This is a genomic window from Pseudoalteromonas sp. Cn5-37, from assembly GCF_021532495.1.
Lineage (GTDB): Bacteria > Pseudomonadota > Gammaproteobacteria > Enterobacterales > Alteromonadaceae > Pseudoalteromonas > Pseudoalteromonas simplex.
Map to the genome: position 1 here is coordinate 209,420 of NZ_JAKGBA010000001.1, position 23,299 is coordinate 232,718.

25 protein-coding genes and 1 pseudogene are annotated in these 23,299 nt (G+C 39.6%); 17 read left to right on the forward strand and 9 right to left on the reverse strand.

What is annotated here, in order from left to right:
* Positions 1-102: 102 nt before the first annotated feature.
* The 3 genes from L1266_RS00995 to L1266_RS01005 form a co-directional block, all read right to left on the reverse strand.
* On the reverse strand, positions 103-675 hold the full coding sequence (locus tag L1266_RS00995) for an outer membrane beta-barrel protein (protein WP_055198360.1): 573 nt from the start codon (positions 673-675) through the stop codon (positions 103-105).
* A gap of 231 nt (positions 676-906) precedes the next feature.
* Positions 907-1,371, reverse strand: coding sequence for an acyl-CoA thioesterase (locus L1266_RS01000; RefSeq protein ID WP_054561436.1), 465 nt, complete (start codon positions 1,369-1,371; stop codon positions 907-909).
* 103 nt (positions 1,372-1,474) lie between these two features.
* A complete protein-coding gene (locus L1266_RS01005) occupies positions 1,475-3,121 on the reverse strand; it encodes an electron transfer flavoprotein-ubiquinone oxidoreductase (RefSeq protein ID WP_235376610.1) in 1,647 nt (548 codons plus the stop codon).
* Between the two features lie 193 nt (positions 3,122-3,314).
* On the opposite strand from L1266_RS01005, the gene L1266_RS01010 reads away from it, so the two are divergent.
* Positions 3,315-4,064, forward strand: a complete 750-nt coding sequence (locus L1266_RS01010; RefSeq protein WP_063705098.1) for an electron transfer flavoprotein subunit beta/FixA family protein — start codon at positions 3,315-3,317, stop codon at positions 4,062-4,064.
* Complete coding sequence (locus tag L1266_RS01015; RefSeq protein ID WP_055021813.1) at positions 4,065-4,991, forward strand: electron transfer flavoprotein subunit alpha/FixB family protein; 927 nt, start codon at positions 4,065-4,067, stop codon at positions 4,989-4,991.
* A gap of 69 nt (positions 4,992-5,060) precedes the next feature.
* On the opposite strand, the gene L1266_RS01020 is transcribed toward L1266_RS01015, so the two are convergent.
* Positions 5,061-5,990 (reverse strand): PstS family phosphate ABC transporter substrate-binding protein, encoded by a 930-nt coding sequence (locus tag L1266_RS01020; RefSeq protein ID WP_166340075.1) that lies wholly within the window; start codon positions 5,988-5,990, stop codon positions 5,061-5,063.
* A 149-nt stretch (positions 5,991-6,139) separates the two neighbouring features.
* Entirely contained in the window at positions 6,140-7,537 is a 1,398-nt protein-coding gene (gene asnS, locus L1266_RS01025; protein WP_235376611.1) for an asparagine--tRNA ligase, read from the reverse strand.
* Positions 7,538-7,796: 259 nt separating this feature from the next.
* On the opposite strand from asnS, the gene L1266_RS01030 reads away from it, so the two are divergent.
* Positions 7,797-8,231: an ATP-binding protein gene (locus tag L1266_RS01030; RefSeq protein ID WP_054553905.1), complete on the forward strand. Its 435-nt coding sequence runs from the start codon at positions 7,797-7,799 to the stop codon at positions 8,229-8,231.
* 32 nt (positions 8,232-8,263) lie between these two features.
* Here the strand turns inward: L1266_RS01030 and bioA are convergent, their stop codons facing one another.
* Positions 8,264-9,559, reverse strand: coding sequence for an adenosylmethionine--8-amino-7-oxononanoate transaminase (gene bioA, locus L1266_RS01035; RefSeq protein WP_235376612.1), 1,296 nt, complete (start codon positions 9,557-9,559; stop codon positions 8,264-8,266).
* Positions 9,560-9,658: 99 nt separating this feature from the next.
* Between bioA and bioB the strand changes: the two genes are divergently transcribed.
* The 5 genes from bioB to htpX all read left to right on the forward strand — a co-directional run bounded on the left by bioB (position 9,659) and on the right by htpX (position 14,360).
* Positions 9,659-10,699, forward strand: coding sequence for a biotin synthase BioB (bioB, locus tag L1266_RS01040; protein ID WP_054553903.1), 1,041 nt, complete (start codon positions 9,659-9,661; stop codon positions 10,697-10,699).
* Between the two features lie 7 nt (positions 10,700-10,706).
* The gene (locus L1266_RS01045; protein WP_235376613.1) at positions 10,707-11,840 is read left to right on the forward strand and encodes an aminotransferase class I/II-fold pyridoxal phosphate-dependent enzyme; all 1,134 of its coding nucleotides are present in this window, start codon (positions 10,707-10,709) and stop codon (positions 11,838-11,840) included.
* Entirely contained in the window at positions 11,837-12,628 is a 792-nt protein-coding gene (locus L1266_RS01050; RefSeq protein ID WP_235376614.1) for a methyltransferase domain-containing protein, read from the forward strand. The genes L1266_RS01045 and L1266_RS01050 overlap by 4 nt, the downstream gene beginning before the upstream one ends.
* A gap of 13 nt (positions 12,629-12,641) precedes the next feature.
* Complete coding sequence (gene bioD / locus L1266_RS01055) at positions 12,642-13,325, forward strand: dethiobiotin synthase (protein WP_235376615.1); 684 nt, start codon at positions 12,642-12,644, stop codon at positions 13,323-13,325.
* A gap of 174 nt (positions 13,326-13,499) precedes the next feature.
* Positions 13,500-14,360 (forward strand): protease HtpX, encoded by an 861-nt coding sequence (gene htpX / locus L1266_RS01060; protein WP_054561446.1) that lies wholly within the window; start codon positions 13,500-13,502, stop codon positions 14,358-14,360.
* Between the two features lie 37 nt (positions 14,361-14,397).
* Here the strand turns inward: htpX and L1266_RS01065 are convergent, their stop codons facing one another.
* Entirely contained in the window at positions 14,398-14,601 is a 204-nt protein-coding gene (locus tag L1266_RS01065) for a hypothetical protein (RefSeq protein ID WP_054561447.1), read from the reverse strand.
* A gap of 80 nt (positions 14,602-14,681) precedes the next feature.
* Between L1266_RS01065 and L1266_RS01070 the strand changes: the two genes are divergently transcribed.
* From L1266_RS01070 to L1266_RS01100, 7 genes and pseudogenes are all read left to right on the forward strand, one after another.
* Complete coding sequence (locus L1266_RS01070) at positions 14,682-15,161, forward strand: GNAT family N-acetyltransferase (RefSeq protein ID WP_235376616.1); 480 nt, start codon at positions 14,682-14,684, stop codon at positions 15,159-15,161.
* Between the two features lie 82 nt (positions 15,162-15,243).
* Positions 15,244-15,675 (forward strand): DUF3859 domain-containing protein, encoded by a 432-nt coding sequence (locus tag L1266_RS01075; protein WP_235376617.1) that lies wholly within the window; start codon positions 15,244-15,246, stop codon positions 15,673-15,675.
* A gap of 21 nt (positions 15,676-15,696) precedes the next feature.
* Positions 15,697-16,107 carry a GFA family protein gene (locus tag L1266_RS01080; protein ID WP_235376618.1) on the forward strand — a complete coding sequence of 137 codons (411 nt, stop codon included), beginning with the start codon at positions 15,697-15,699 and terminating at the stop codon, positions 16,105-16,107.
* A gap of 5 nt (positions 16,108-16,112) precedes the next feature.
* Positions 16,113-16,424, forward strand: a pseudogene (locus L1266_RS01085) (antibiotic biosynthesis monooxygenase family protein).
* 284 nt (positions 16,425-16,708) lie between these two features.
* Positions 16,709-17,068 carry a group I truncated hemoglobin gene (locus tag L1266_RS01090; protein WP_054553893.1) on the forward strand — a complete coding sequence of 120 codons (360 nt, stop codon included), beginning with the start codon at positions 16,709-16,711 and terminating at the stop codon, positions 17,066-17,068.
* Complete coding sequence (locus L1266_RS01095) at positions 17,059-17,943, forward strand: GGDEF domain-containing protein (RefSeq protein ID WP_235376619.1); 885 nt, start codon at positions 17,059-17,061, stop codon at positions 17,941-17,943. Before L1266_RS01090 ends, L1266_RS01095 begins: the two co-directional genes overlap by 10 nt.
* A 319-nt stretch (positions 17,944-18,262) precedes the next feature.
* Complete coding sequence (locus L1266_RS01100) at positions 18,263-18,646, forward strand: nuclear transport factor 2 family protein (protein ID WP_235376620.1); 384 nt, start codon at positions 18,263-18,265, stop codon at positions 18,644-18,646.
* Positions 18,647-18,711: 65 nt separating this feature from the next.
* Here L1266_RS01100 and L1266_RS01105 read toward each other — a convergent pair whose 3' ends face one another.
* On the reverse strand, positions 18,712-19,920 hold the full coding sequence (locus tag L1266_RS01105) for a porin (protein ID WP_235376621.1): 1,209 nt from the start codon (positions 19,918-19,920) through the stop codon (positions 18,712-18,714).
* Positions 19,921-20,091: 171 nt separating this feature from the next.
* The gene (locus L1266_RS01110; protein ID WP_235376622.1) at positions 20,092-20,613 is read right to left on the reverse strand and encodes a TetR/AcrR family transcriptional regulator; all 522 of its coding nucleotides are present in this window, start codon (positions 20,611-20,613) and stop codon (positions 20,092-20,094) included.
* A 205-nt stretch (positions 20,614-20,818) separates the two neighbouring features.
* On the opposite strand from L1266_RS01110, the gene L1266_RS01115 reads away from it, so the two are divergent.
* The gene (locus L1266_RS01115; protein WP_235376993.1) at positions 20,819-22,405 is read left to right on the forward strand and encodes an ABC-F family ATPase; all 1,587 of its coding nucleotides are present in this window, start codon (positions 20,819-20,821) and stop codon (positions 22,403-22,405) included.
* 410 nt (positions 22,406-22,815) lie between these two features.
* Entirely contained in the window at positions 22,816-23,298 is a 483-nt protein-coding gene (gene purE / locus L1266_RS01120) for a 5-(carboxyamino)imidazole ribonucleotide mutase (RefSeq protein ID WP_054561454.1), read from the forward strand.
* Position 23,299 lies beyond the last annotated feature (1 nt).

Genomic DNA, 23,299 nt, shown 5'->3' on the forward strand with positions numbered 1-23,299 from the left:
CATTGTCGTTAAGAAAATCTGCCGACATTTTACATGCATTACATGCAAACACAAAAAAGGCAGTCGAGACTGCCCTTTAATATTTAGACTACGCAGTCTAAATTAAAACATGTATTGGAATGATACAGACGCAACGTCCATATCTGGGTCAATATCATCTTCTAATTTATAGCGCTCATACTCTAAACGTACTTGCATGTTTGTTGTGAAAGCATATTCTACACCTGCACCATAAAATACATCACCGCCATCAGAGTCAGCACTGATGCTGCCAAGCTCGCCTAGGTCTTGCTCAATTTCAGCATCCCACTCTAGCCAACCACCTTTGGCATAAACAGAAAAGCTATCTGTAATTGGGGCTGCTAAGCGTGCTGCTAGTGAAACACCGTCAATTTCAGCTTTAGAATCGATATCGCTTACTTCATCAAAATTTTGATAGGCAAGTTCAAGGCTTAAGTACTTGTTAAACTGAGTACCAATATAGCCTTTTAGCATTTGTGAATCGTCATCGAAGTCAGTGTCATTTTCACTGTCTTCAAACTCAAAAGAATATTGGCCGTAGCCGATACCGGTATAAATACGCGGAGAATCCATTTCGGTAATATCTGCATGTGCAGCATTATTAAAACCTAGTAGTGCTAAAGAAAGTGCAGAAAGTGAAATTGCTTTAATCATTTAATAGCTCCTTTATAAAATAAATAAACGAATGTTTCGCGTCATTCACAAGGAGTATTGCAATGGCAATGCCAAGCTGAAAATAAAGCCTAAAGTATTGTTTTTAGGCTTCATTAAGTGGTTTTTTAAACAGTTTGTTGAAACTGTAATCAGGCATTCAGTTTGGCAGTCGTAACAATTTCAGGGTGCTCTGTAGAAGTTACTAGGTGCAGTTTTTAAATCGATTTAGTTTTATGCTTTTTGTAATAGGGTTTCTGTTTCTATCGCGATCTCTTTCATTTTTATCGCATAGTTTTCAATTTTCTTTTCTTCGTCTGTTACGGCTGTATATGAAGGTACTTCAATTGGGTAGCCTGCTTCATCCATTGCAATAAAACTTATAACACAATGATTGGTTTCAACTAGATTTTGTGTTTTAGGGTCGCCGCAGCGTACTTGAATAAAGATTTGCATGCTGGTTTTACCCGTGTGGGCGATACTGGCTTTCACTTCGACTATTTGGCCAACCAGAATAGGGCGCTGAAACTTTACACCCGCAACTGAGACAGTTACGCAGTAATGACCGCTCCAACCTGCAGCACAGGCGTAACCAGCTTGGTCAATCCACTTCATTACCACACCACCATGAACCTTACCGCCAAAATTGACATCAGTAGGTTCAGCTAAAAAACGAAAGGTTACACTTGAAGACGGCATACTTTACTCACTTTTATAAAACACGACACTTTCAGCATAGCCTAAAAAAGGGGCCGAAGCCCCTGCAATTTAGGATAAATTTTAATTAAATGAGTAACGTGCGTTACATATTAGGGTAGTTTGGCCCGCCTGCTCCTTCAGGTGTTACCCAAGTAATGTTTTGACTTGGATCTTTTATGTCGCAGGTTTTACAGTGCACACAATTTTGTGAGTTGATCACAAACTCTTTTTCACCTTCAACCTCTTGTACTTCGTAAACACCCGCAGGGCAGTAGCGTTGTGCTGGTTCATCGAATTTAGGTAAATTCACTGTAATAGGAATCGAGTTATCTTTTAACTTTAAATGGCATGGCTGCGATTCTTCATGATTGGTATTTGATAAAAACACCGATGAAAGTTTATCGAAGCTAAGTTTGCCGTCTGCTTTCGGGTAATCGATTTTTTCGGCCTGATCAGCTGCAACTAATGTGGCATGATCTGGCATGTTATCTTCAAAGTTAAACGGTAAGCTGCCACCAAATAGGTTTTGATCGATTGTGTTATAAGCACCGCCTAAGAACTTACCCAGTTTGTGCATAACAGGGCCAAAGTTACGTGATTGATAAAGCTCTTTGTACGCCCAGCTTTGTTCAAAAGCTGATTTATATTCTACTAAATCGTCATTTTCTTTACCGTCGCTAAGGGCTGCAACGATTACATCAGCGGCAACCATGCCCGATTTCATGGCTGTGTGGTTACCTTTAATCTTGGCAAAGTTCAATGTGCCGGCATCACAACCCACAAGTAAACCACCCGGGAAGTGCATTTTCGGTAATGAACGCAGGCCACCTTTGGCGATTGCTCTTGCACCATAGGCTATACGTTCTCCGCCTTCTAAAACATCTTTAAAGACAGGGTGATGTTTCATGCGTTGGAATTCATCAAACGGGCTTAAATGTGGGTTTGAATAATTAAGATCGACAATTAAGCCAACCACAACCTGATTGTTGTCGCTGTGATACATAAATGCACCACCACTGGTATCACCAGTTAGCGGCCAGCCTGTGCCATGTACTACTGTGCCTTCTTTGTGTTTTTTCGGGTCGATTTGCCAAATTTCTTTGAATCCTAAACCGTAATGCTGTGGTGATGCATCTTTATCAAGGGCAAAGTGTTTGATTAGCTCTTTACCTAAATGACCGCGGCAACCTTCAGCAAATACTGTATATTTAGCTCTAAGCTCCATACCCGGCATGTAACCATCTTTTTCGTTGCCGTCTTTATCAAGGCCCATATCGCCAGTGATAATGCCTTTCACAGTTTCGTCTTCAATAATCAAAGAATGCGCACTAAAGCCAGGGAATATTTCTACCCCTAAGTTTTCCGCTTGCTCTGCTAAAAAGCGACATACATTACCCATAGAGACAATATAATTGCCTTCGTTATGGAATGTTTTAGGGCTAGCAAAGTGGGGGATGCTGGTGGCTTTTTCACTGTTATTGAACCAGTAAATATCATCTTGCGTTACTTTAGTGGTAACTGGAGCGCCTAATGACTGCCAATCAGGTAATAATTCATCCAGTGCTTTGGTTTCAAAAACCGCACCCGATAAAATGTGTGCGCCCACCTCAGAGCCTTTTTCTACCACACAGATCATTAATTCTTGTTGTTTTTCTTGTGCTTGTTGAGCCAATCTAATCGCAGTTGATAAACCTGCTGGGCCTGCGCCTACGATGACTACATCAAATTCCATGGTTTCGCGTTCGACCATATAAACCTCTTCTCGGTGACGGACCTGCTGTAAAGAACCTTATTTCATACTTGCAAATGAAACGTTACAGGCTGTGAATACTTTAAGGTTATTTTAGGTTGACGTTTACGTCAACAGGAAGTAGTCTGAATTCATAAAATAAATAAGTTGACGTTTAGGTCAACTTTGAGAACACACAATTGATGGAGTCACGATGAAAGTCCTCGTTCCAATTAAAAGAGTAATTGACTACAACGTCAAAGCACGCGTTAAAGCCGATAAAACGGATGTTGATCTAGCTAATGTAAAAATGGCGATGAACCCGTTTTGTGAAATTGCAATTGAAGAAGCTATTCGTTTAAAAGAAGCAGGGACGGCCACTGAGGTTGTTGCTGTGACTATTGGTAATAAATCATCTCAAGAGCAGTTACGTACGGCCTTAGCACTCGGTGCTGATAAAGCCATTCATATTGAAACAGAAGAAAAGCTTGAATCTTTACATGTAGCTAAATTACTGAGCAAAATTGTAGAGCAAGAATCACCTGAGCTGGTTATTTTAGGTAAGCAATCGATTGACTCTGACAACAATCAAACCGGTCAAATGCTTGCAGCTTTAACGGGTCGTGGCCAAGGCACCTTTGCATCTAAAGTCGATGTTCAAGCGGGTACCGTTAATGTAACGCGTGAAGTAGACGGTGGCTTACAAACAGTTGCTCTTAAACTACCTGCTATCGTAACCACAGACTTACGTTTAAATGAGCCACGCTACGCTTCATTGCCAAACATTATGAAGGCAAAACGCAAGCCTCTTGATGTAATTGCTGCTGACAGCCTAGGTGTAGACCTTGCGCCTCGCGTGCAGCTGGTAGAAGTCAATGAGCCAGAAAAGCGCAGTGGCGGCATCATCGTAGAAGATGTAGCAACATTGGTAGAAAAGTTAAAAACAGAAGCGAAGGTGATCTAAATGAAAACATTAGTGATAGCCGAACACGATAAAGGTGTTCTAAAGCCTGAAACCAATAAAACGATTACTGCTGCTGTTAAACTAGGCTTTGATGTAGATTTACTACTTGCAGGCGAAAACTTAGCTGCAATGAGCGAGCAAGCAGCGTCAATTGCAGGTGTTAGCAATGTACTGATTGCCGATGATGCAGCTTATGCAAATCAACTTGCAGAAAACCTAGCTGATCTAGTTTTATCTTTAGCAGATAACTATTCACACATTGTCGCAAGCGCAACAACAACGGGTAAAAACTTTATGCCACGTGTTGCTGCACTTTTAGATGTTGCGCAAATCTCTGAAATCATCGACGTTATTGATGCAGATACCTTTAAGCGACCTATTTATGCAGGTAATGCAATTGCGACAGTTAAATCATTAGATAGCAAAAAGGTTATTACTGTTCGTGCAAGTAGCTTTGATATTGCACAAGAGCAAGCGCCAGTAGCTGTAACGAGTGTTACTGGTAAAGGTTCTGTTGGTCTGAGTGAGTTTGTATCAGAAGAACAAACTGAATCAGAACGCCCTGAACTTACTGCAGCACCTGTAGTTATTTCAGGTGGTCGTGGTATGCAAAATGGTGAAAACTTTGCGTTATTAAATGGTATTGCCGACAAACTAGGTGCAGCGATTGGTGCTTCACGTGCTGCTGTTGATGCGGGCTTTGTACCAAACGATATGCAAGTCGGTCAAACAGGTAAAATTGTTGCCCCAGATTTATATATTGCTGTGGGTATTAGTGGTGCGATTCAACACTTAGCGGGTATGAAAGACTCAAAAGTGATTGTTGCCATCAATAAAGACCCTGATGCGCCAATTTTCCAAGTCGCAGACTATGGTTTAGTTGCTGATTTATTTGATGTGTTACCAGAGCTTGAAAGCGCTCTGTAATTCATAACGATTCTGGTTGTTAAAAGCTGTTCACCTTTTAGGTGCGCAGCTTTTTTTATATTTACGAAGCTATTTTACTGGAAGGTAGCCAATATCGAGCATTTTTTGTTGTATCTTTTTTGACTTTATAAATACAGCTAATTTGTCACCTATTTTCTTTGAACGCGGTGATTGTGTATTAACTATCAATACCAATGGGCGAACAAAAGCGTATTCTCCACTTTGAATTGTTTCGATAGACGGGCTAACGCCATCAATTGCTAATAAACTCACTTTATTTATTCTTCTATCGTTTTCAAGCTTTGTTATTGCTCCATATGAATCATAAGCAATAGCATTTTGTATTCGTTGCACAATTCCCAGCGCTTGATTAAATTGATCGTATAATTCAACTTTTTGTTCAGAAAATAGGCCTCTATTTCCAGCATTTTTTAGGCGAATAAAATTACTGTCTGGTTCTTTGATGTAATCAAGCTGTAAATACTCTAAAAACACATCAAAACTGCCGTGCGTTGTGCCTTTGCTGAAAAGCAAAATCTCATCATTTTTACTACTAAGTTTCGGAGTATGCGGAGAAACATCTGACCACTTAGTGAGCTTACCCTGATATATAGCACTGAGTGTACTAGTTGATAACTCATCGATATTGAGGTTTTTATTTACAAAAAAAGTGATCGCATCTTGTGCTAAAACAATTTGCCGTAAAAAGGGCCATCTTTGCTGTTCATCTTTGGTGAGGTATCGGGAGCTTGTGCCAATATCGATGACATTATCTGCAATTGCGATAATTCCTTTATCGCTACCCATAGGTCTTATTTGTATGCTATTACCAAATTCTTGACTTAATTCGCTCTTAAGATCTATTAATAATGCAGAAACAGAAGTGGAACCAGCAATAAAAATAGGCTTTGCGTTTAAGTCTTCTTCTAGTGCCGTGACTTTGCATGCGATTAATGATGAGGTTACTAGTAAAATGGTCTGAATAGCGCGAAAGTGCATAATAAAATGAGCTCTTAATTATTAGACTACTTTCAATATAGGCTATTTATATATGTTTGCTAAATCTCTACCAGATTTTTTATATATTATAGTGTGTTAGCATTAAAAAAGCCGCTCGAAAGCGGCTTTTAAATTTATAGCGTTGCTTATTAGTAAGTCGCGCTGCCTTTTGTACGAGGGAAGGCGATAACGTCACGTACGTTACCCATACCGGTTACATATGCAACTAAACGCTCAAAACCTAGACCAAAACCTGAGTGCGGTACAGTGCCGTATTTACGTAGGTCGCGGTACCAGCTGTAATCTTCTTTGTTTAAGCCCATTTCTTCTAGACGCTTATCTAATACATCTAGACGCTCTTCACGTTGAGAACCACCGATGATTTCACCAATACCTGGTGCAACTACGTCCATTGCAGCGACTGTTTTACCGTCTTCGTTTTGACGCATGTAGAAGGCTTTAATATCACGCGGGTAGTTTTTAATAACTACTGGCGCATTAAAGTGCTCTTCAGCAAGGTAACGTTCGTGCTCAGATTGTAAATCTACACCCCATCTAACAGGGTATTCGAATTTCTTGCCACACGCTTTTAAGATTTCGATAGCATCTGTGTAATCAACTTGTGCGAAATCTTTAGTTACGAACTCTTCTAAGCGTGAGATAGCTGTTTTCTCAACACGTTGTTCAAAGAATTCCATATCGTCACGACGCTCAGTTAATACTGCATTGAAAACATATTTCAGCATGTCTTCAGCAAGTTTTGCGATATCTTCTAAATCTGCGAATGCAACTTCAGGTTCAACCATCCAAAACTCTGCTAAGTGACGAGATGTGTTTGAGTTCTCAGCACGGAAAGTAGGGCCAAAGGTATAGATTTTTGACATTGCTGAGGCATATGTCTCACCATTTAATTGACCAGATACTGTTAAGAATGCTTCTTTACCGAAGAAATCTTCACTGTAATCAATGTCGCCTTTATCAGTACGTGGTAAGTTTTGCATATCTAAAGTAGACACACGGAACATTTCACCGGCGCCTTCACAGTCACTAGCAGTGATGATCGGTGTGCTGATCCAATAGTAGCCTTGCTCGTGATAAAAACGGTGAATCGCTTGTGCTAAACAGTTACGTACACGTGTCACTGCACCCATGATGTTAGTACGAGGGCGAAGGTGTGCGTGCTCACGTAAATATTCAATGCTATGACGCTTCGCAGACATAGGGTAGGTGTCTGGATTCTCAACCCAACCTAATACTTCTACAGAGTTAGCTTGGATTTCGAAAGACTGACCTTGACCTGCAGATGGCACAAGAACGCCGGTTACAGATACAGAACAACCTGCAGTTAAACGTGTTACTTCATCATAATTATTGAGTGAATTAGGTACCACCGCTTGAATAGGATCAAAACACGAACCGTCATGAACGGCTAAAAATGAAATTCCTGCTTTTGAATCGCGGCGTGTACGGATCCAGCCTTTTACTGTTACTTGGCTGTCTACCGCAACCTTGCCTTTTAATAGCTCTGAAATCGCTAAATGGCTCATCTTCACTCCAATGATATAAGTTGCCTAATATAATAATGCTGTGCATTGCACTTGAATCGACTATCTTACCCTCGTAAATCAAATAAAAAAACTATTGAGGCGTACTCTTTAGTAGTTTTTCTTCAATTGAGTAAAATAGCAGCAATATTTTGCGTAAAATTTGCGTTTATTTAAATTCTCGCTGCGCTAATTGGTTATTTTGTGGCATTATTAACAATTACTGTCCTTTAGTCTTTAATTAAATTGTATAACAGGTGCTATGAAACAAGTTTTTATTCTTCGCGGCTTACCAGGCTCAGGTAAATCATATTACGCACAAAGCCTTGCTGATGAGTTGGTAGCTGGTAATGAAAGTGATTATGTCGTGTGCGCAACAGATGATTATTTTTACAATAGCGAAGGTGAGTATCAATTTGATAAGTACAAGTTACCTGAGTATCACAATCTAAACCTTGCACGCTTTATTAATGCCTTAGCAGAAGAAATTCCGTTAGTAATTGTTGATAACACTAATATTAAAAAATGGGAATTTATCGCCTACGCACAAGCGGCTACTGCACTGGGTTATCAAGTAAAAGAAGTGATCGTTGGTGAAATTAAAGATAAATCATTACAGCATCTTTACGCTAAGCGCTGTGAACATAAAGTACCGCTTCGCATGATAAGTAAAATGGCTTATATGTTTGAATGGTAAAGTTTAAAGAAAAGGAAGCATCAGCTTCCTTTTTAGCAATACGCCTGCTGTTCTATGGCTGCATAAATAGCATTGCATAACTTAGTTAAGCTTTGTTCGTCGCTTATGTAAGGCGGCATCAAATAAATTAACTTACCAAACGGGCGTATCCACACACCTTGCTCGATAAAAAAGCGTTGAATCTTTGCTACATCTACACTTCTATTAAGCTCTACAACACCAATTGCCCCCAATGTTCGCACATCAGTGACTGCATCGAGCTGCTTACACTTTGCAAGTTGCGCTGTCAGTACATCATTTATGTGTTCAATTTGCTCTTGCCAAGGTTGCTCGAGCAGTAAATCAATACTCGCACAGGCTGTAGCACAGGCAAGCGGGTTACCCATAAAAGTTGGGCCATGCATTAATACGCCGGCTTCACCTTCACTAATGCCAACAGCGACGTTGCTGGTGGTTAATGTTGCTGATAGGGTCATCATGCCGCCCGTTAATGCTTTGCCAATACATAAAATATCAGGCTCTATGTTGGCGTGCTCAACAGCAAACAAGGTGCCGGTGCGGCCAAAGCCTGTGGCGATTTCATCACAAATAAGTAAAACATCATACTTATCACACAGAATGCGTAGGTGCTTTAAGTAATCAGGGTGGTAAAAATTCATGCCCCCAGCATTTTGAACTATGGGTTCAATGATAAATGCCGCAACATCGTGGTGGTGAGCTGCAAAGTAGCTTTCAAGCGTATCAGCTTCAGCAGGGCTAAACTCGCCATTAAATTTAGCACTCGGCGCAGGTACAAAAACATGTTCAGGTAAAAATCCTGAGTACATACTGTGCATTGAATTAACCGGATCGCAAACGCTCATCGCTGCAAAGGTATCGCCATGGTAGCCCTTAAGCGGCGTCATTAACTTTTGTTTACTGGTGTAACCTTGGCTAAGCCAGTACTGCAAGGCCATTTTTATGGCAACTTCAACACTCACAGAACCACTGTCGGCTAAGAACACCTTATCGAGTGATTCAGGCGTGATACTGACTAGCTTTTTACACAGCTCAACAGCGGGCTCATGAGTTAGGCCACCAAACATGACATGACTCATTTTGCTAACTTGCTGGGTGATTGCTTCATTTAAAACAGGATGGCAGTAACCATGGATGGCACTCCACCAAGAGGCCATACCATCTATTAGGCTTTCGCCTGTTTCTAAGAAAATACGATTTGCATTGGCATGACTGACTGGGTAAACGGGAAGGGGCTGAGTCATAGAAGTATAAGGATGCCAAATATGCTCACGATCAAAATCTAAATCTATTGGTTGTTTATTAATCATATGTAAACTTTATATCACTTCGATTCGTTGACAATGTTACGTCAAGTCGTAGACTAAGCCAATCTAACCGTCCCAATAATTTAAAAAAAAGAGACTATTATGGAGCACGCAGTTGTCCGTCACGATTGGACTCACCAAGAAGTAAAAGCATTATTTGAAATGCCGTTCAATGATTTGTTATTTAAAGCGGCCAGCGTACATCGTGAAAACTTCAATCCAAATGAAGTACAAATTTCTACTTTATTATCGATTAAAACCGGTGCTTGCCCAGAAGATTGCAAATATTGTCCTCAGTCAGGTCATTATAAAACAGACTTAGACCGTGAACGCCTTATGGAAGTAGAAAAAGTGGTTGAGCAAGCGCGTGTTGCCAAAGAAAAAGGCGCAACCCGTTTTTGTATGGGTGCTGCGTGGTCTGATCCGAAAGAACGTGACATGCCTTATATTTCAAAAATGGTAAAAGAGGTTAAAGAGCTCGGCCTTGAAACCTGTATGACCCTTGGCATGCTAGATAACGAAAAAGCCCATGCATTAAAGGACGCGGGTCTTGATTACTACAACCATAACCTAGATACATCACCTGAGTATTACCAACAGATCATTACAACACGAACTTACCAAGACCGTTTAAACACCATCGATAACGTGCGTGATGCGGGCATGAAAGTGTGCTCTGGTGGTATTGTTGGTATGGGCGAGCAGGCTGCTGACCGTTTTGGTTTATTAATGCAATTAGCTAATTTGCCGCAGCAGCCAGAGAGTGTGCCAATTAATATGTTGGTTAAGGTTAAAGGCACGCCACTTGAAGATGTAGAAGACTTAGACCATTTTGAGTTTATTCGTACCATTGCTGTTGCACGTATCATGATGCCGAAAAGCTATGTTCGTTTATCTGCTGGCCGTACGGCGATGAATGAACAAATGCAATCTATGTGTTTCTTTGCTGGTGCTAATTCAATTTTCTACGGTGATAAACTACTGACTACAGAAAACCCTGAAGCAGACGCAGACATGATGCTGATTAAAAAATTAGGCATGAACCCAGAAACCCGTGAAGATTATTCTGATGAAGCGGTTGCAGCATCACTTTCATCAAAAGTTGCTGATAAAGCAACATCAGAACTATTTTACGAAGCGTAGCAATTAAATGGCTTTTGATTTTATTGCCGAGCATCTTGTTGAGCGACAAGCAGATGCATTACTGAGAAAGCGTCAACTTGTTGAGCAATCAAGCGGGCGCTTTATTCAGGTTGCAGGTAAACAGTATTTAAATTTTGCCAGTAATGACTACCTTGGCTTTGCTGATGATTTTATTGAAATACGTGCGCAGCATCTAGGTAGCCACAGTTCAGCATTAGTGAATGGTTATAATAAACCACAACAACAGCTTGAGCAGCGTTTATGCGAGTTATTAGGCTATGAAAGCGCCATGTTATTTAATAGCGGATTTAGTGCTAATAGCAGCGTATTAAAAGCATTGTTTCAAGATAAAACCGTGGCGCAATCATCGGCAATTTTTCAAGATAAGCTTAATCATGCCAGCCTAATTGATGGCGGCCTTCATTCTGCCGCTGCCATGGTGCGCTTTAATCATAACGACCTTAAGCATTTAGAATCTCGGTTACAAAAGTCAAAAGCCAAGCATAAGCTCATAGTAAGTGAAGGGGTGTTTTCGATGGATGGCGATCAAGCCCCCATTGAAGCACTCTGTAAACTTGCTAAACAATACAATGCGTGGTTGATGATTGATGACGCCCATGGCTTTGGCGTATTAGGCGAGCAAGGCTTAGGCAGTTGTGAGGCAATCAAGCCGGATTTACTGATCATCACCTTTGGCAAAGCACTGGCAAGTAGTGGCGCTTGCCTGCTTGCATCAAAGCAAATGATTGATTACATGTTGCAGTTTAATCGCGAATACATTTATTCAACGGCGATGTCACCACTGATGGCAAGTTGTACTCTTGAGCGACTCGAAAAGTTACTAAAAGCAGATAAGAGACGCGCTCAGCTTACAGAGAATATTGCCTACTTTAGAGCACTTGCCAAAGAGCATAACTTAGCATTAATGGAATCATCAACGGTTATTCAGCCTTTAGTATTGGGCGATGCAGAACACACGCTTGCCGTTGCTAATAAGCTTAAAGGTAGAGGCGTGTGGTTAACCGCTATTCGACCGCCCACGGTGCCTTTTAATACGGCACGACTAAGAGTAACCATAAGTAGCGCACATCAAGCAGACGACATAAAACAGCTTGTTGATTCGCTAGTGGAGTGTTTATGAGTGTTCAACTGCAAGTGCCTTTAAGCTTTCAGCACAGTAATAAGCTAACAACACAAACTAAGTTCTCTAATGCGGCTGCAAATTACGCGAGCCATGCTAATGTACAAAAACAAGCAGCTGCGCACTTATTTAAAATGATGGCAAGTAAACATCAGCAGGGTACTTGCCTTGATTTAGGAGCTGGGCCTTTAGTTAACACGGCAATGCTTAAAACACATTTTGATACTGTATTGGCAATGGATTTAAGTCATTCCATGCTAAGCACAGAGCAAAACCCGCGTTGTTTAAAAGTGTGTGCTGATATGGATAACCTACCATTACAGCAAAACTCCCTTGATTGTGTGTTTAGTAATTTTGCAATGCAATGGTCTGCTGATTTAGAGGCACTAATTAAAAATCTTTTTTCCGCATTAAAAGCGGGCGGTAAGGTTTATTTAAGCTGCGTGGTAGATGGATCCCTTAAAGAGATCAAACAGGCTTTTGCTTGTTTAGATGAGCAAAACCATATTAATCAGTTTCATAGTGCTAGTCACATTATTGAGTATGCAAAATTGGCGGGGTTTAAACTGAATTTTGCAGCCGATAGATGTTATATAGATTCCTATAACTCTCCCTTAGATGCGCTGCGGTCGATAAAAGCGATTGGTGCTACCTCATTGCAAACTAAGCAAAAACGCAAAGGGTTATTAACAAGACAGGCACTTAATAGTGTTTGTAAGGCTTACCCTCTGGTTGATGGGCATGCTAGAGTGAGCTATCAAGTTGTCCTTTTAGAACTAGAAAAATAGAATTAACTCAAAAATGAAAGAATTTTTTATCACGGGTACAGACACCGATGCCGGAAAAACCCATGTCACCAGTTTATTATTAAACTTACTAGCACAACATAAACAGCGTGCGGTTGGGTTTAAACCCATTGCAGCAGGTGCCGAAGAAGCATTTGGGCAGCTAGTCAATGATGATGCATTAACCTTAATGGAAAGCTCATCAATTGGTGTTAAATACAACATTGTTAACCCCTTTACCTATGAGCCGCCCATTGCACCGCATATTGCAGCTGCCCAAGTAGGCGACAGACTAACATTTGACAAGCTCGATGCTGCTTATGCAAATGTAAAAGCACTCAATACCGATTATATTCTTACAGAAGGTGCAGGCGGTTGGTGTTTACCTATCAACGAAACTGATTTACTGTGCGATTGGGTTAAATCACAAAACCTTGATGTTGTTCTAGTAGTAGGCATGAAGCTTGGTTGCCTTAATCACGCACTATTGACAGCTACTCACTTTAAAGCGCTCGGTGTAAATTGTGTGGGTTGGATTGCAAATCATGTAGACCCAAACATGCGTGAACAAGAGGCCAATTTAGAAACACTAAAATCAGCATTGCCTTTCCCGCTTTTAGCGATTAGTCCGTATACAGACGGCACCCCTAAATTAAAAATTTACAAAACCTTACTTGAAATTTTATCTATCAACCCATAATAATTGAGTTGTTACTTTTGACATACTCTGTCACAATTGGTTGCAATTAGTTCCTTGCAACCAATTGCATAAGCCCTAAACTGAGTTGGTAGAACACCCAGATAATTTTATTAACTAACGATTTTTAACCATGTCGTTAGTTAATACAATTGGTATGTTTATTCTGAGGTTTTTATGAAGCGTGTATTTTTGTTTCTACTTACAAACTTAGCGGTAATGCTAGTGTTAGGTATTGTGTTGTCTATTGTGATGAGCGTACTGGGTATTAGCCATCGCAGTCTAGGCGGCATTTTAGTTATTTCGACCGTATTTGGTTTTGGTGGCTCGTTTATTTCGTTATTTATGTCGAAATGGATGGCAAAAAAATCAACTGGTGCACATGTTATTGAACAACCTCGTTCTGAAACAGAGCAATGGTTAGTTTCGACGGTAGCAGCGCAAGCTAAAAAAGCAGGTATCGCGATGCCAGAAGTGGCTATTTACGATAGCCCTGAAATGAACGCATTTGCGACCGGCCCAAGTAAGAACAACTCGCTGGTGGCTGTGAGCACAGGTTTATTACACAACATGAATCAAGATCAAGCTGAAGCGGTATTGGCTCATGAGGTGTCACACATTGCAAATGGTGACATGGTAACGCTGACACTTATCCAAGGTGTAGTGAATACCTTTGTTATCTTTATGGCGAAAGTATTGGCAGGTATTGTTGATAACTTCCTTAATAGTGATGAAGAAGAGGGCGGGAGTAGCTGGACATACTTCTTGTTCGATATGATTTTCCAAATGTTATTTGGTGTTCTAGCAAGTGTGATTGTTGCTTACTATAGCCGTAAACGCGAATTCTCTGCGGATGCCGGTGCAGCAAAACTAGTAGGTGCAGATAAAATGCGCAGCGCCCTTGAGCGTTTAAAACAAAACCACCCATCACAACTTGAAGGTTCAATGATGGCATTTGGTATTGCAAGCGGTAAAGGTGTTGCTGAATTATTCTCATCGCACCCACCACTTGATGAGCGTATTAACGCATTACGTTAATTTAAACACGAAAAAGCCAGCTTGATGCTGGCTTTTTTTATTGTTGGTTTTTCTCTCGCTCGAGTTGTTGTGGCAATAAAACCTCAACAATTTCACGGGCCGGTAAGGTATACCTTACGCCATCAAACATCACAGAAGTATGTTCATCAATACTGGTGATCCCTGTTAAGGTCCAGCCTTCCCCGCGTTCTTTACAGTATACTGTGGTGGTAGGTTGAATTACTTTAAATTCTTCACTCATCGAACTTAATCTAATTGCTTGAAATTGCGTTTATAGTAAGACAATAATGCCAGCTCATAAAGCAAAAAGAAGAAATTAACGTGTCTAGCCACGATGACTTAGCCTTTGACTTACGCCCAATTCGTCATAGAGATTGCCAAGCGATATGGGATATTTTAAAAGATCCGCAAGTACAAACATTTAATGATTACGGCGCTGATATAACGAAAGGTGACGTGTACGACTTTATTCAAGGCGATATAGAACGTTTTTATAATCAACAAGGCATTCGTTTAGTTATTGTTTTACGAAGTAGTGGGAAGGTTATTGGCAGCGTAGGCATATTTAACATAATTGACGGGCAGGGCATGTTGGGGTTTGAGTTGTCGTCACAATACTTTGGCAAAGGAATAATGCAAAAGGTACTAGATATGCTATTTGAAAAACTGACGACCTTTGTACCTGCTCCGTTAAACAGTGTGTTAGCTTTAGTTAACCCTAATAATAGCGCAAGTATTAAACTTTTAACTAAATGTGGCTTTCAACAACATGACACTCACTGGGTAAAATACGTTAGCTAATTACTATAATAGTACAATCTTGTTCTGCTAGGGTTGCTACTATAAAATAGCGCCTCATTTTTAAAAAGGAGCGCTTGCAGCTATGGCAAAAGCAAAGCCAATTACCACTATTGAAAGTTACGGCATTTACAGTCATTGGGATGCAAAAGAGAAAGACCTGCCACAAATCACCGAGTTTACAACAGACGTTCCTGCACAGTTAGATATTGAATTTGGCTTTATAGTTAACATTAAAAAGGCCAAAGGACAAAAAATTAAATTTTGCGTTTACCACCCAGATATTCCGGGTGAAGATGGCGAGATCATGCCACCGTTTGAGGGCGAACAGTACGTTAAAACAAACGATTGGCAGTTTTATTTAGGTGATACGATATGGGCACCTGTTGACAATAAAGTAGGTATTTGGCGCATGACTATTGAGTTAAATGGCCATATAATTGCTGATAAATCCTTTAACTTATTAAAGGAAGCCGAAGGCACTGCCACTGAATTTTGGAAGCATCGCGGTTATTAATCTTTAAACCTGAGAGGGACTATGTATCAAGGAAGTTGTTTATGCAGCAAAGTAAAAGTAACTATTGCTGGTGGTATAGACTCAATTATTCATTGTCATTGCTCCTTATGTCGTAAAAACTCAGGCACAGCCTACGCAACCAATGGCTTTATTCAACGAGATGGTTTTAACCTCACAGAAGGTAAGCAGCATCTAAGCGCGTTTGAATTTAACCCCGGCAGAATTCGTTATTTTTGTAGCTATTGTGGCTCACCTATTTATAGCGAGAATAAAGATGACCCAAGCCGCTTACGTATTCGCTTAGGTTTATTAGATAGCGATATAAATGAGCGCCCGATCAGCCATAACTTTGTAAGCTCTAAAGCAAATTGGGATACATTTGACGAAAAAATTCCATGTTATGATGGTTTTGAACCAAGTAGGGGGAAGTAACAGCCATGATAGCGAATACACCAAAACCGCCTTATTACGCCGTGATTTTTACGAATACCTTATCTGACGATACCGCCGGTTATGAAGATGTGGCTAATAGAATGGTTGAACTTGCAGAGCAACAACCTGGGTATTTAGGTATAGAGTCTGTTCGTGATGGTTTGGGAATTACAGTGTCGTATTGGTAAAGCTTAGATGCAATAAAAGCCTGGAAACAAAACGTTGAGCACTTAAACGCCCAACAGCTCGGTAGAGACAAATGGTACAGCGCCTTTACAACGCGCATTGCTAAAGTAGAACGTGATTATTCATTGTAATAGCCATCAATCATAAAAAAGAACACATCATACTGTTTGAGGTTTATTTCAATCTCGGCAAATATCTTTGAATTTAAGATTTTTAAATCAACAGATGGTGTGTAAGAGGGGCTATTAATATTCACGTGCAACAAATGAGAATAATCCCATTATTTGCTTATTCAAAAATGCAAAATCTCTTTTCCTTTCTATAATTTAAATATCAATAGCTTGCAGACTTTCTTGTCATCTTTTGTGGTGCCTTATTAGCTACTTAAATATTTATCGATAATACAGGACTCGATGTGGAATCTTCTTTGTTTATCAAATACGGTGGTTTTTCTCGAATTTATAAAGTCATAGAAAAGTTTTATGACAATATTTTGAAGTCAGAAACCCTTAATGCTCATTTTAAACATACCAACATGGAAAGGTTAATTCATCATCAAACAAGTTTTATCTCATCTTTAATGGGTGGACCTGATTACATCAGTGATGAACAGCTAGCACAAGCCCATAAAAATTTAGGTATTAATCTTAAAGATTGGCAAGAAATGATAAATATCTTGTCGCTTACATTTTCTGAACAAGGAATATCAGAAGACGACGCGAAGCAAGTCATAGCTAAGCTTGAAACAAAGCGAGACTTTATCGTATGTCATTAGAACAAAACAACGCGGATTATTCTGTTTTAAATTATTTGCAGTTACCTGTCGTTGTTTTGTCGGCTAATGAACACAAGGAAGTATTTCAAAACAACTCATTTCAACTTGTTGCACAGCATTATCTAGATGCATCGAACAATCCAACTAACAGAAGCTTAGTACAATTAATTAGCTCAAAATTATTAAAAAACGATACTGATAAGCTTGAAGTGGAAATTAATAACGGTTCTTATCGTCATATATTTAGATTTACTGCCAATGCAGTCGGTGAGAACGTCATTGTTGAAGGTGAGGATATCACCGAACTTAAGAGAAACCAGTTTTTATTTAACAGAACAAACTCATTATTAGAAAACTACAGTAAGCAAATGTTTGAACTTGCTCATACTGACCAATTAACAAATGTGCCAAATAGGCGAGCCTTGTTTGCAAAATTCAATCAATTACAATCAAATCATGAAGAATTTAGTTGTACTGTTTCACTTATCGATCTTGATCACTTTAAGCGTTTTAATGATTCATTTGGCCATGATTTTGGCGACCAAGTATTAGTCACATTTGCGAAGCATGTAAAAGATAGCATTGATGATACGTGGTATTTTGCAAGACTTGGCGGTGAAGAGTTTTGCCTTATTCAAATAAACATTAAAGATACGTTTTGTTTTGCCAATACAGAAAAACTACTTCAAACAACTAAGACCATAAAGCTAATGACACCTGATAATTCAAATATAGGCATGTCGTTTAGCGCAGGTGTCGCTGTGTATGGTAAAGACGGCATTTCACTTGATGAGCTTTTGAATAATGCTGATAAAGCACTTTATATTGCTAAAGAGAATGGCCGTTCGCGTGTAGTAAAGTTTGAAGCTGCTTAAAGTGCTAGTTTGGTTTACTGGTACTGAATACATTTTAGATTCGCTTAAAGATTAATAGCTTACTTTTCTGCTAACACGTACCTATTCCAACATACGTAACATATAAGCTATTTCCTAAAGTGAAGTGAAACTGTCATTCGTTTTTATCGGAAATTTGAACGCTCCATTGCTAACTTTTCTGGCTAGTTATCAGTTAATGGCTCTGGTATTAATAGCATATTCAGAAAAGGAACTATTATGCTTTAGTAAAATGTGTAATTAGCTTGTCTTACATTTCTTAAATACAAGCGTAATCAACAAATTTGTGAAGAGGTGCTAAATGTCGGTTGATTTAGAATTAAATAAGAGAAATGCTATTGAGTTTTACAAAACCGCTTATCTAGGAAATCCATCTCTAGCGGTTGAAAAGTATGTAGGCGAAGTATACATACAACATAATCCTTTAGTTGGTGATGGAACAGCCTCATTCATTGCTTATTTTGAAAAAATGCATAATGAATATCCAGATAAGAAAATTGATTTTGTTCGTGCCATAGCAGAAGGTAATCTTGTTGCACTTCATACTCACCAAATATGGCCTGGTAATGACCAATATGTCACTATGGTTTTCTTTCGGTTTGATGAAAATGGCAAGATTGTCGAGCACTGGGATTCAATACAACAGATCCCACAAGAGACTTTGAATGGTAACTCAATGTATTGAATATGTACGTAAGTGATTTATCGCGAGTTTAAAGCCCACAATAGTGGGCTTAGTGTTTATCGTAACTACAAAGTGTAATTAAAACCGATAGCTATACCGTCATCTTCGGTTTGAGACATCTGTGTTTCTTGCTCTGCGTCATTACTTGAAAAGTCACTAAAATCCTTACGAGCTTCGATATATAAAATGGTATCTTCAGCCATAAAGTAGTGCACACCTAAAACTGCAAATTGGCGTTTAAACACATCTTCAGGGTCGGCATTAAAATTAGGCTGAATAACATAGTCACTACCTGCATCAAATACGTTATAGGCAACAAAAGTACGAATGTCATTATCAAAGCGATAACTTAGAATTGACTCTAAACCAACGGCATCTTTGATTAAGCGTCCTAAGTTGTCGGTGTCGTGGTTTTCGTTTTTATTTATATTTGCTGATGCATACCAGCCTGGTTTATAAAAATCACCATAAGTAACACCAACACCATAGATAAGATCTGTAACGAGTTGATCGCGACCGTTTGCATAAACAATATCAAATTCACCTCGGTTAACCCCTGCAGTAAATTTTAAATTATTTGTTGCATTGTAGGTGATAGCCGCACCATAGGTTGAATTAAACTCTACTCTTTGAGCTGCGGCATTACCTTGATTAAATAACAGTTCACATGAACTTCGTGATATGTCTGCAATGTCGCAGGTATAAAAGTCATCTGATTTTAGTTGCGCTTGTAGGGCAAGATGAAATTTTCCCCACGTATTACGATACTGTAGTACTTTATCACCGCGACCAGTACCATTTACTGCACCGTCATCTTTATTGTAGGTATAAACACCCGCGGCGTTACCATCCCACACTAAACTGTAGTTGGTGTTATAAACAACGTCATACCATGCACCCCATTGTTTGCCTAATGTAATTTGACCATAGTCTTCATGTTTAAGGCCAACATAGCCAAGCCGGTTATATAAAAACTCATCTTGAATCGATTCAAAGCGATTATTATAGATAATGTCACTACTACCAACAGGGTTTACACCCCATTCTAATAATGCCAAGGCTTGCCAGCCATTTTTTAATTGACGCTTAAAATCTAAATTGATTCGTGATGCACCATTAACTACCTCTGTTTCACCTTGTGTATTAATAACCCTTGCATCTATAAAGCCACCTATAGTGACACTATTGGTTTGATCGTTGTAGATCTCGATGGCATTCGCTGTAGGCATGCTTATCATGCCCGCAACAAAAAAGGCAGCGTGTGTTCTTTTCATAATGTACCTTGATTAAATATTGTCCCTAATAGGTATAATTTAGTTAAGAGTCGGAGATTATCAAAGCTAAAATTGGGTCAAAAGTGAAAAATTATCATGCAACAAACCTTGTTTGAGGAAAAATTATTCACTTTAGGTTCACAATATCGAATTATCAATGAGTTAGTGAGCTTAAAATATAGACACTTTCTGACTCAGCGTTCTCAGCATCAATTTTGTATTCGGAGTTTCAGCGCCCAATCCATACAATAAGGTCATAAAATAGCAGTCGAGTAATATAGCAGCTTTAACTTTATTAAATTGGGGTTGATCGGCAAATACTAATGATTGAATTAGTTCCATGTGTTGTTGTTGAAAGGTTTTGCAGAACAAGCGTTGGCTAAAAAGCACTTTATAAAAGCGGTGATGTAAACAGTAAAATTGATAAAAGTATTGAGCATAATGATTGATTTTAAGACGAGGAGGGCGGTGAATGTCGGTTTCTTTGGCAAGTTCTAATACGTCATGAAACCTTAGATCAAGACATGCTTCTAAAATCGTAATTTTACTATCAAAATGTTTAAACAAAGTACCGATTGCAATACCACAAGTATGAGATATTTGCCGTGTAGATGTTTCATTGAACCCATGTTTAGAAAAAAGTTGCCAAGCAACATTTAAAATATGCTGATGTGTCTTATCGTAATTACCCATAGCTAATATCTTAATTTTTATAGTTAAATTTAAAAGTGAGCGTGTTCACAAATAAAAGTGAGCGTGTTCACTAAATGTAGACCTAACAATTTCAGTTGTAAATTGAGGAATTTATTTAACTAATCTTTCATGGCGTGCCAAGCGGCTTTAGTTTAAAATTGCCCGCAGTTTCGTTTTTACTTTTTACCCGCTGGAGGGTACCGCTATCATTAGTACAGCTAATATCACCATGCAATTTGGTGCTAAACCTTTATTCGAAAATATCTCAGCAAAATTTGGCGATGGTAACCGTTACGGTTTAATCGGTGCGAATGGCTGTGGTAAATCAACCTTCATGAAAATCCTAAGTGGTGAACTAGAGCCATCTTCAGGTAATGTCAGCACAGATCCAAACGAGCGTATTGCTAAACTAAACCAAGACCAGTTTGCTTACGAAGAGTTTTCTGTAATCGACACAGTAATCATGGGTCATAAAGAGCTGTGGGAAGTAAAAAAAGAGCGTGACCGTATTTACAGCTTACCTGAGATGAGCGAAGAAGACGGTATGCGTGTAGCAGACCTAGAAACTGAGTTTGCCGAAATGGATGGTTACTCGGCAGAAGCTAAAGCAGGTGAGTTACTAATTGGTGTAGGTATTGGCACAGAGCAACACTACGGCCCTATGTCAGAAATTGCACCGGGTTTTAAACTGCGTGTGTTACTTGCACAAGTGCTGTTTTCTGATCCAGATATCATGCTACTCGATGAGCCTACCAATAACTTAGACATTTACACCATCAAGTGGCTAGAAGACGTACTAAACCAGCGTGACTGCACCATGATCATCATTTCGCACGACCGTCACTTCTTAAACTCAGTTTGTACACACATGGCCGACATCGATTACGGTGAGCTTCGTATTTACCCAGGTAATTACGATGAGTACATGTTTGCTGCAACGCAAGCTCGTGAGCGTCTACTAAGCGAAAATGCCAAGAAGAAAAGCCAAATTGCCGAACTTCAACAGTTCGTATCGCGCTTCTCTGCGAACGCTTCAAAAGCAAAACAAGCCACATCACGTGCTAAACAAATTGATAAAATTCAGCTTGAAGAAGTTAAAGCTTCTTCTCGTCAAAGCCCGTTTATTCGTTTTGAGCAAGAAAAGCAGTTATTCCGTAATGCTTTAGAGCTAACAAATTTAACGCAAGGCTTTGAAGAAACACTATTCACTGGCCTTGAAGGCCTAGTTGAAGTAGGTGAGCGTATTGCAATTATCGGTGAGAACGGTGTTGGTAAAACCACACTATTAAATACCCTTGCTGGTCGTTTAGCACCGAAGCAAGGTGAATTTAAATGGTCTGATAACGCTAATATCGGTTACTACGCGCAAGACCATGCTGACGAGTTCGAACAAGATATGAACTTATTCCAGTGGATGGAACAATGGCAACAAGAAGGTGACGACGAGCAAGTTGTTCGTAGTTTCTTAGGTCGTATGCTGTTTTCACAAAACGATATCAAAAAGTCAGTAAAAGTGATTTCAGGCGGTGAGCAAGGCCGTATGCTGTTTGGCAAAATTATGATGCATAAACCAAACATCTTATTAATGGATGAGCCAACCAACCACATGGATATGGAATCTATCGAAGCGCTTAACTTAGCACTTGAAGCATACGAAGGGACATTATTGTTCGTATCTCACGATAGACAATTTGTATCATCACTAGCTAACCGTATTTGGGAAATCAAAGACGGCAAAGTTATCGACTTTAAGGGTACATACACAGAGTACCTAGCAAGTAGAGAAGCATAATTAGCTAATGAGTGATTAAAAGCCATGCATGTCATGGCTTTTTTGTGCTTCTAGAGTCGCATCTTGATGTGAGTTAGGGGATATACCCAAACCACATCAAGATACAGAATTCAGCGTTTCACAGGTGCTTAATATCAAGGCGTTACTTTGTAGAAATGGCAGTCCCTTTTAAGAAGTAACAACGATGAGAGTGAGTGCCTGTGAAGCGCCCAATGGGTTGGTTTAAAAGCGATTTATACTGCGTTATCGATTTTAACAATAGAACCACTATTATTTGCAATCAATGCCTTGCCTAAATCGCTTTTAATTCCAACTGAAACTCGCATCTTGATGTGGTTTGGGTATATAATACCGCCACAAAATAAGGACAAAAGTCCGCTTTTTAGAAAACAATTTACTGAGGTGTATTTATGACAGTTGGCATTATTATGGGTTCCAAATCAGACTGGCCAACGATGGAACATGCGGCGTTAATGCTAGAAAAATTCGGCATTGAATACGAAACTAAAGTTGTTTCTGCTCACCGTACCCCTCAATTACTTGCTGACTATGCAAGCTCGGCTGCAGAGCGCGGTATTAAAATTATTATTGCAGGTGCCGGTGGTGCTGCGCACTTACCAGGTATGGCTGCGGCGTTTACATCACTGCCAGTTTTAGGTGTGCCAGTTAAGTCTAAAACACTTAATGGTGTAGATTCGTTATTATCTATCTGCCAAATGCCTAAAGGTGTTGCGGTCGGTACATTGGCTATCGGTGAAGCGGGTGCTGCAAATGCTGGCCTTTTAGCGGCACAAATTTTAGGTTGCCAACAGCCTGAAATCTTCGCAAAAGTTGAAGCTTTCCGTAAAGAACAAACAGACACTATCTTAGCTAACCCTAATCCTGCAGAGTAAT

Coding starts and splice junctions, on each gene's coding strand:
- L1266_RS00995 (WP_055198360.1), bottom strand. CDS start 675: ATGATTAAAGCAATTTCACTTTCTGCACTTTCTTTAGCACTACTAGGT.
- L1266_RS01000 (WP_054561436.1), bottom strand. CDS start 1,371: ATGCCGTCTTCAAGTGTAACCTTTCGTTTTTTAGCTGAACCTACTGAT.
- L1266_RS01005 (WP_235376610.1), bottom strand. CDS start 3,121: ATGGTCGAACGCGAAACCATGGAATTTGATGTAGTCATCGTAGGCGCA.
- L1266_RS01010 (WP_063705098.1), top strand. CDS start 3,315: ATGAAAGTCCTCGTTCCAATTAAAAGAGTAATTGACTACAACGTCAAA.
- L1266_RS01015 (WP_055021813.1), top strand. CDS start 4,065: ATGAAAACATTAGTGATAGCCGAACACGATAAAGGTGTTCTAAAGCCT.
- L1266_RS01020 (WP_166340075.1), bottom strand. CDS start 5,990: ATGCACTTTCGCGCTATTCAGACCATTTTACTAGTAACCTCATCATTA.
- asnS (WP_235376611.1), bottom strand. CDS start 7,537: ATGAGCCATTTAGCGATTTCAGAGCTATTAAAAGGCAAGGTTGCGGTA.
- L1266_RS01030 (WP_054553905.1), top strand. CDS start 7,797: ATGAAACAAGTTTTTATTCTTCGCGGCTTACCAGGCTCAGGTAAATCA.
- bioA (WP_235376612.1), bottom strand. CDS start 9,559: ATGATTAATAAACAACCAATAGATTTAGATTTTGATCGTGAGCATATT.
- bioB (WP_054553903.1), top strand. CDS start 9,659: ATGGAGCACGCAGTTGTCCGTCACGATTGGACTCACCAAGAAGTAAAA.
- L1266_RS01045 (WP_235376613.1), top strand. CDS start 10,707: ATGGCTTTTGATTTTATTGCCGAGCATCTTGTTGAGCGACAAGCAGAT.
- L1266_RS01050 (WP_235376614.1), top strand. CDS start 11,837: ATGAGTGTTCAACTGCAAGTGCCTTTAAGCTTTCAGCACAGTAATAAG.
- bioD (WP_235376615.1), top strand. CDS start 12,642: ATGAAAGAATTTTTTATCACGGGTACAGACACCGATGCCGGAAAAACC.
- htpX (WP_054561446.1), top strand. CDS start 13,500: ATGAAGCGTGTATTTTTGTTTCTACTTACAAACTTAGCGGTAATGCTA.
- L1266_RS01065 (WP_054561447.1), bottom strand. CDS start 14,601: ATGAGTGAAGAATTTAAAGTAATTCAACCTACCACCACAGTATACTGT.
- L1266_RS01075 (WP_235376617.1), top strand. CDS start 15,244: ATGGCAAAAGCAAAGCCAATTACCACTATTGAAAGTTACGGCATTTAC.
- L1266_RS01080 (WP_235376618.1), top strand. CDS start 15,697: ATGTATCAAGGAAGTTGTTTATGCAGCAAAGTAAAAGTAACTATTGCT.
- L1266_RS01095 (WP_235376619.1), top strand. CDS start 17,059: ATGTCATTAGAACAAAACAACGCGGATTATTCTGTTTTAAATTATTTG.
- L1266_RS01100 (WP_235376620.1), top strand. CDS start 18,263: ATGTCGGTTGATTTAGAATTAAATAAGAGAAATGCTATTGAGTTTTAC.
- L1266_RS01105 (WP_235376621.1), bottom strand. CDS start 19,920: ATGAAAAGAACACACGCTGCCTTTTTTGTTGCGGGCATGATAAGCATG.
- L1266_RS01110 (WP_235376622.1), bottom strand. CDS start 20,613: ATGGGTAATTACGATAAGACACATCAGCATATTTTAAATGTTGCTTGG.
- purE (WP_054561454.1), top strand. CDS start 22,816: ATGACAGTTGGCATTATTATGGGTTCCAAATCAGACTGGCCAACGATG.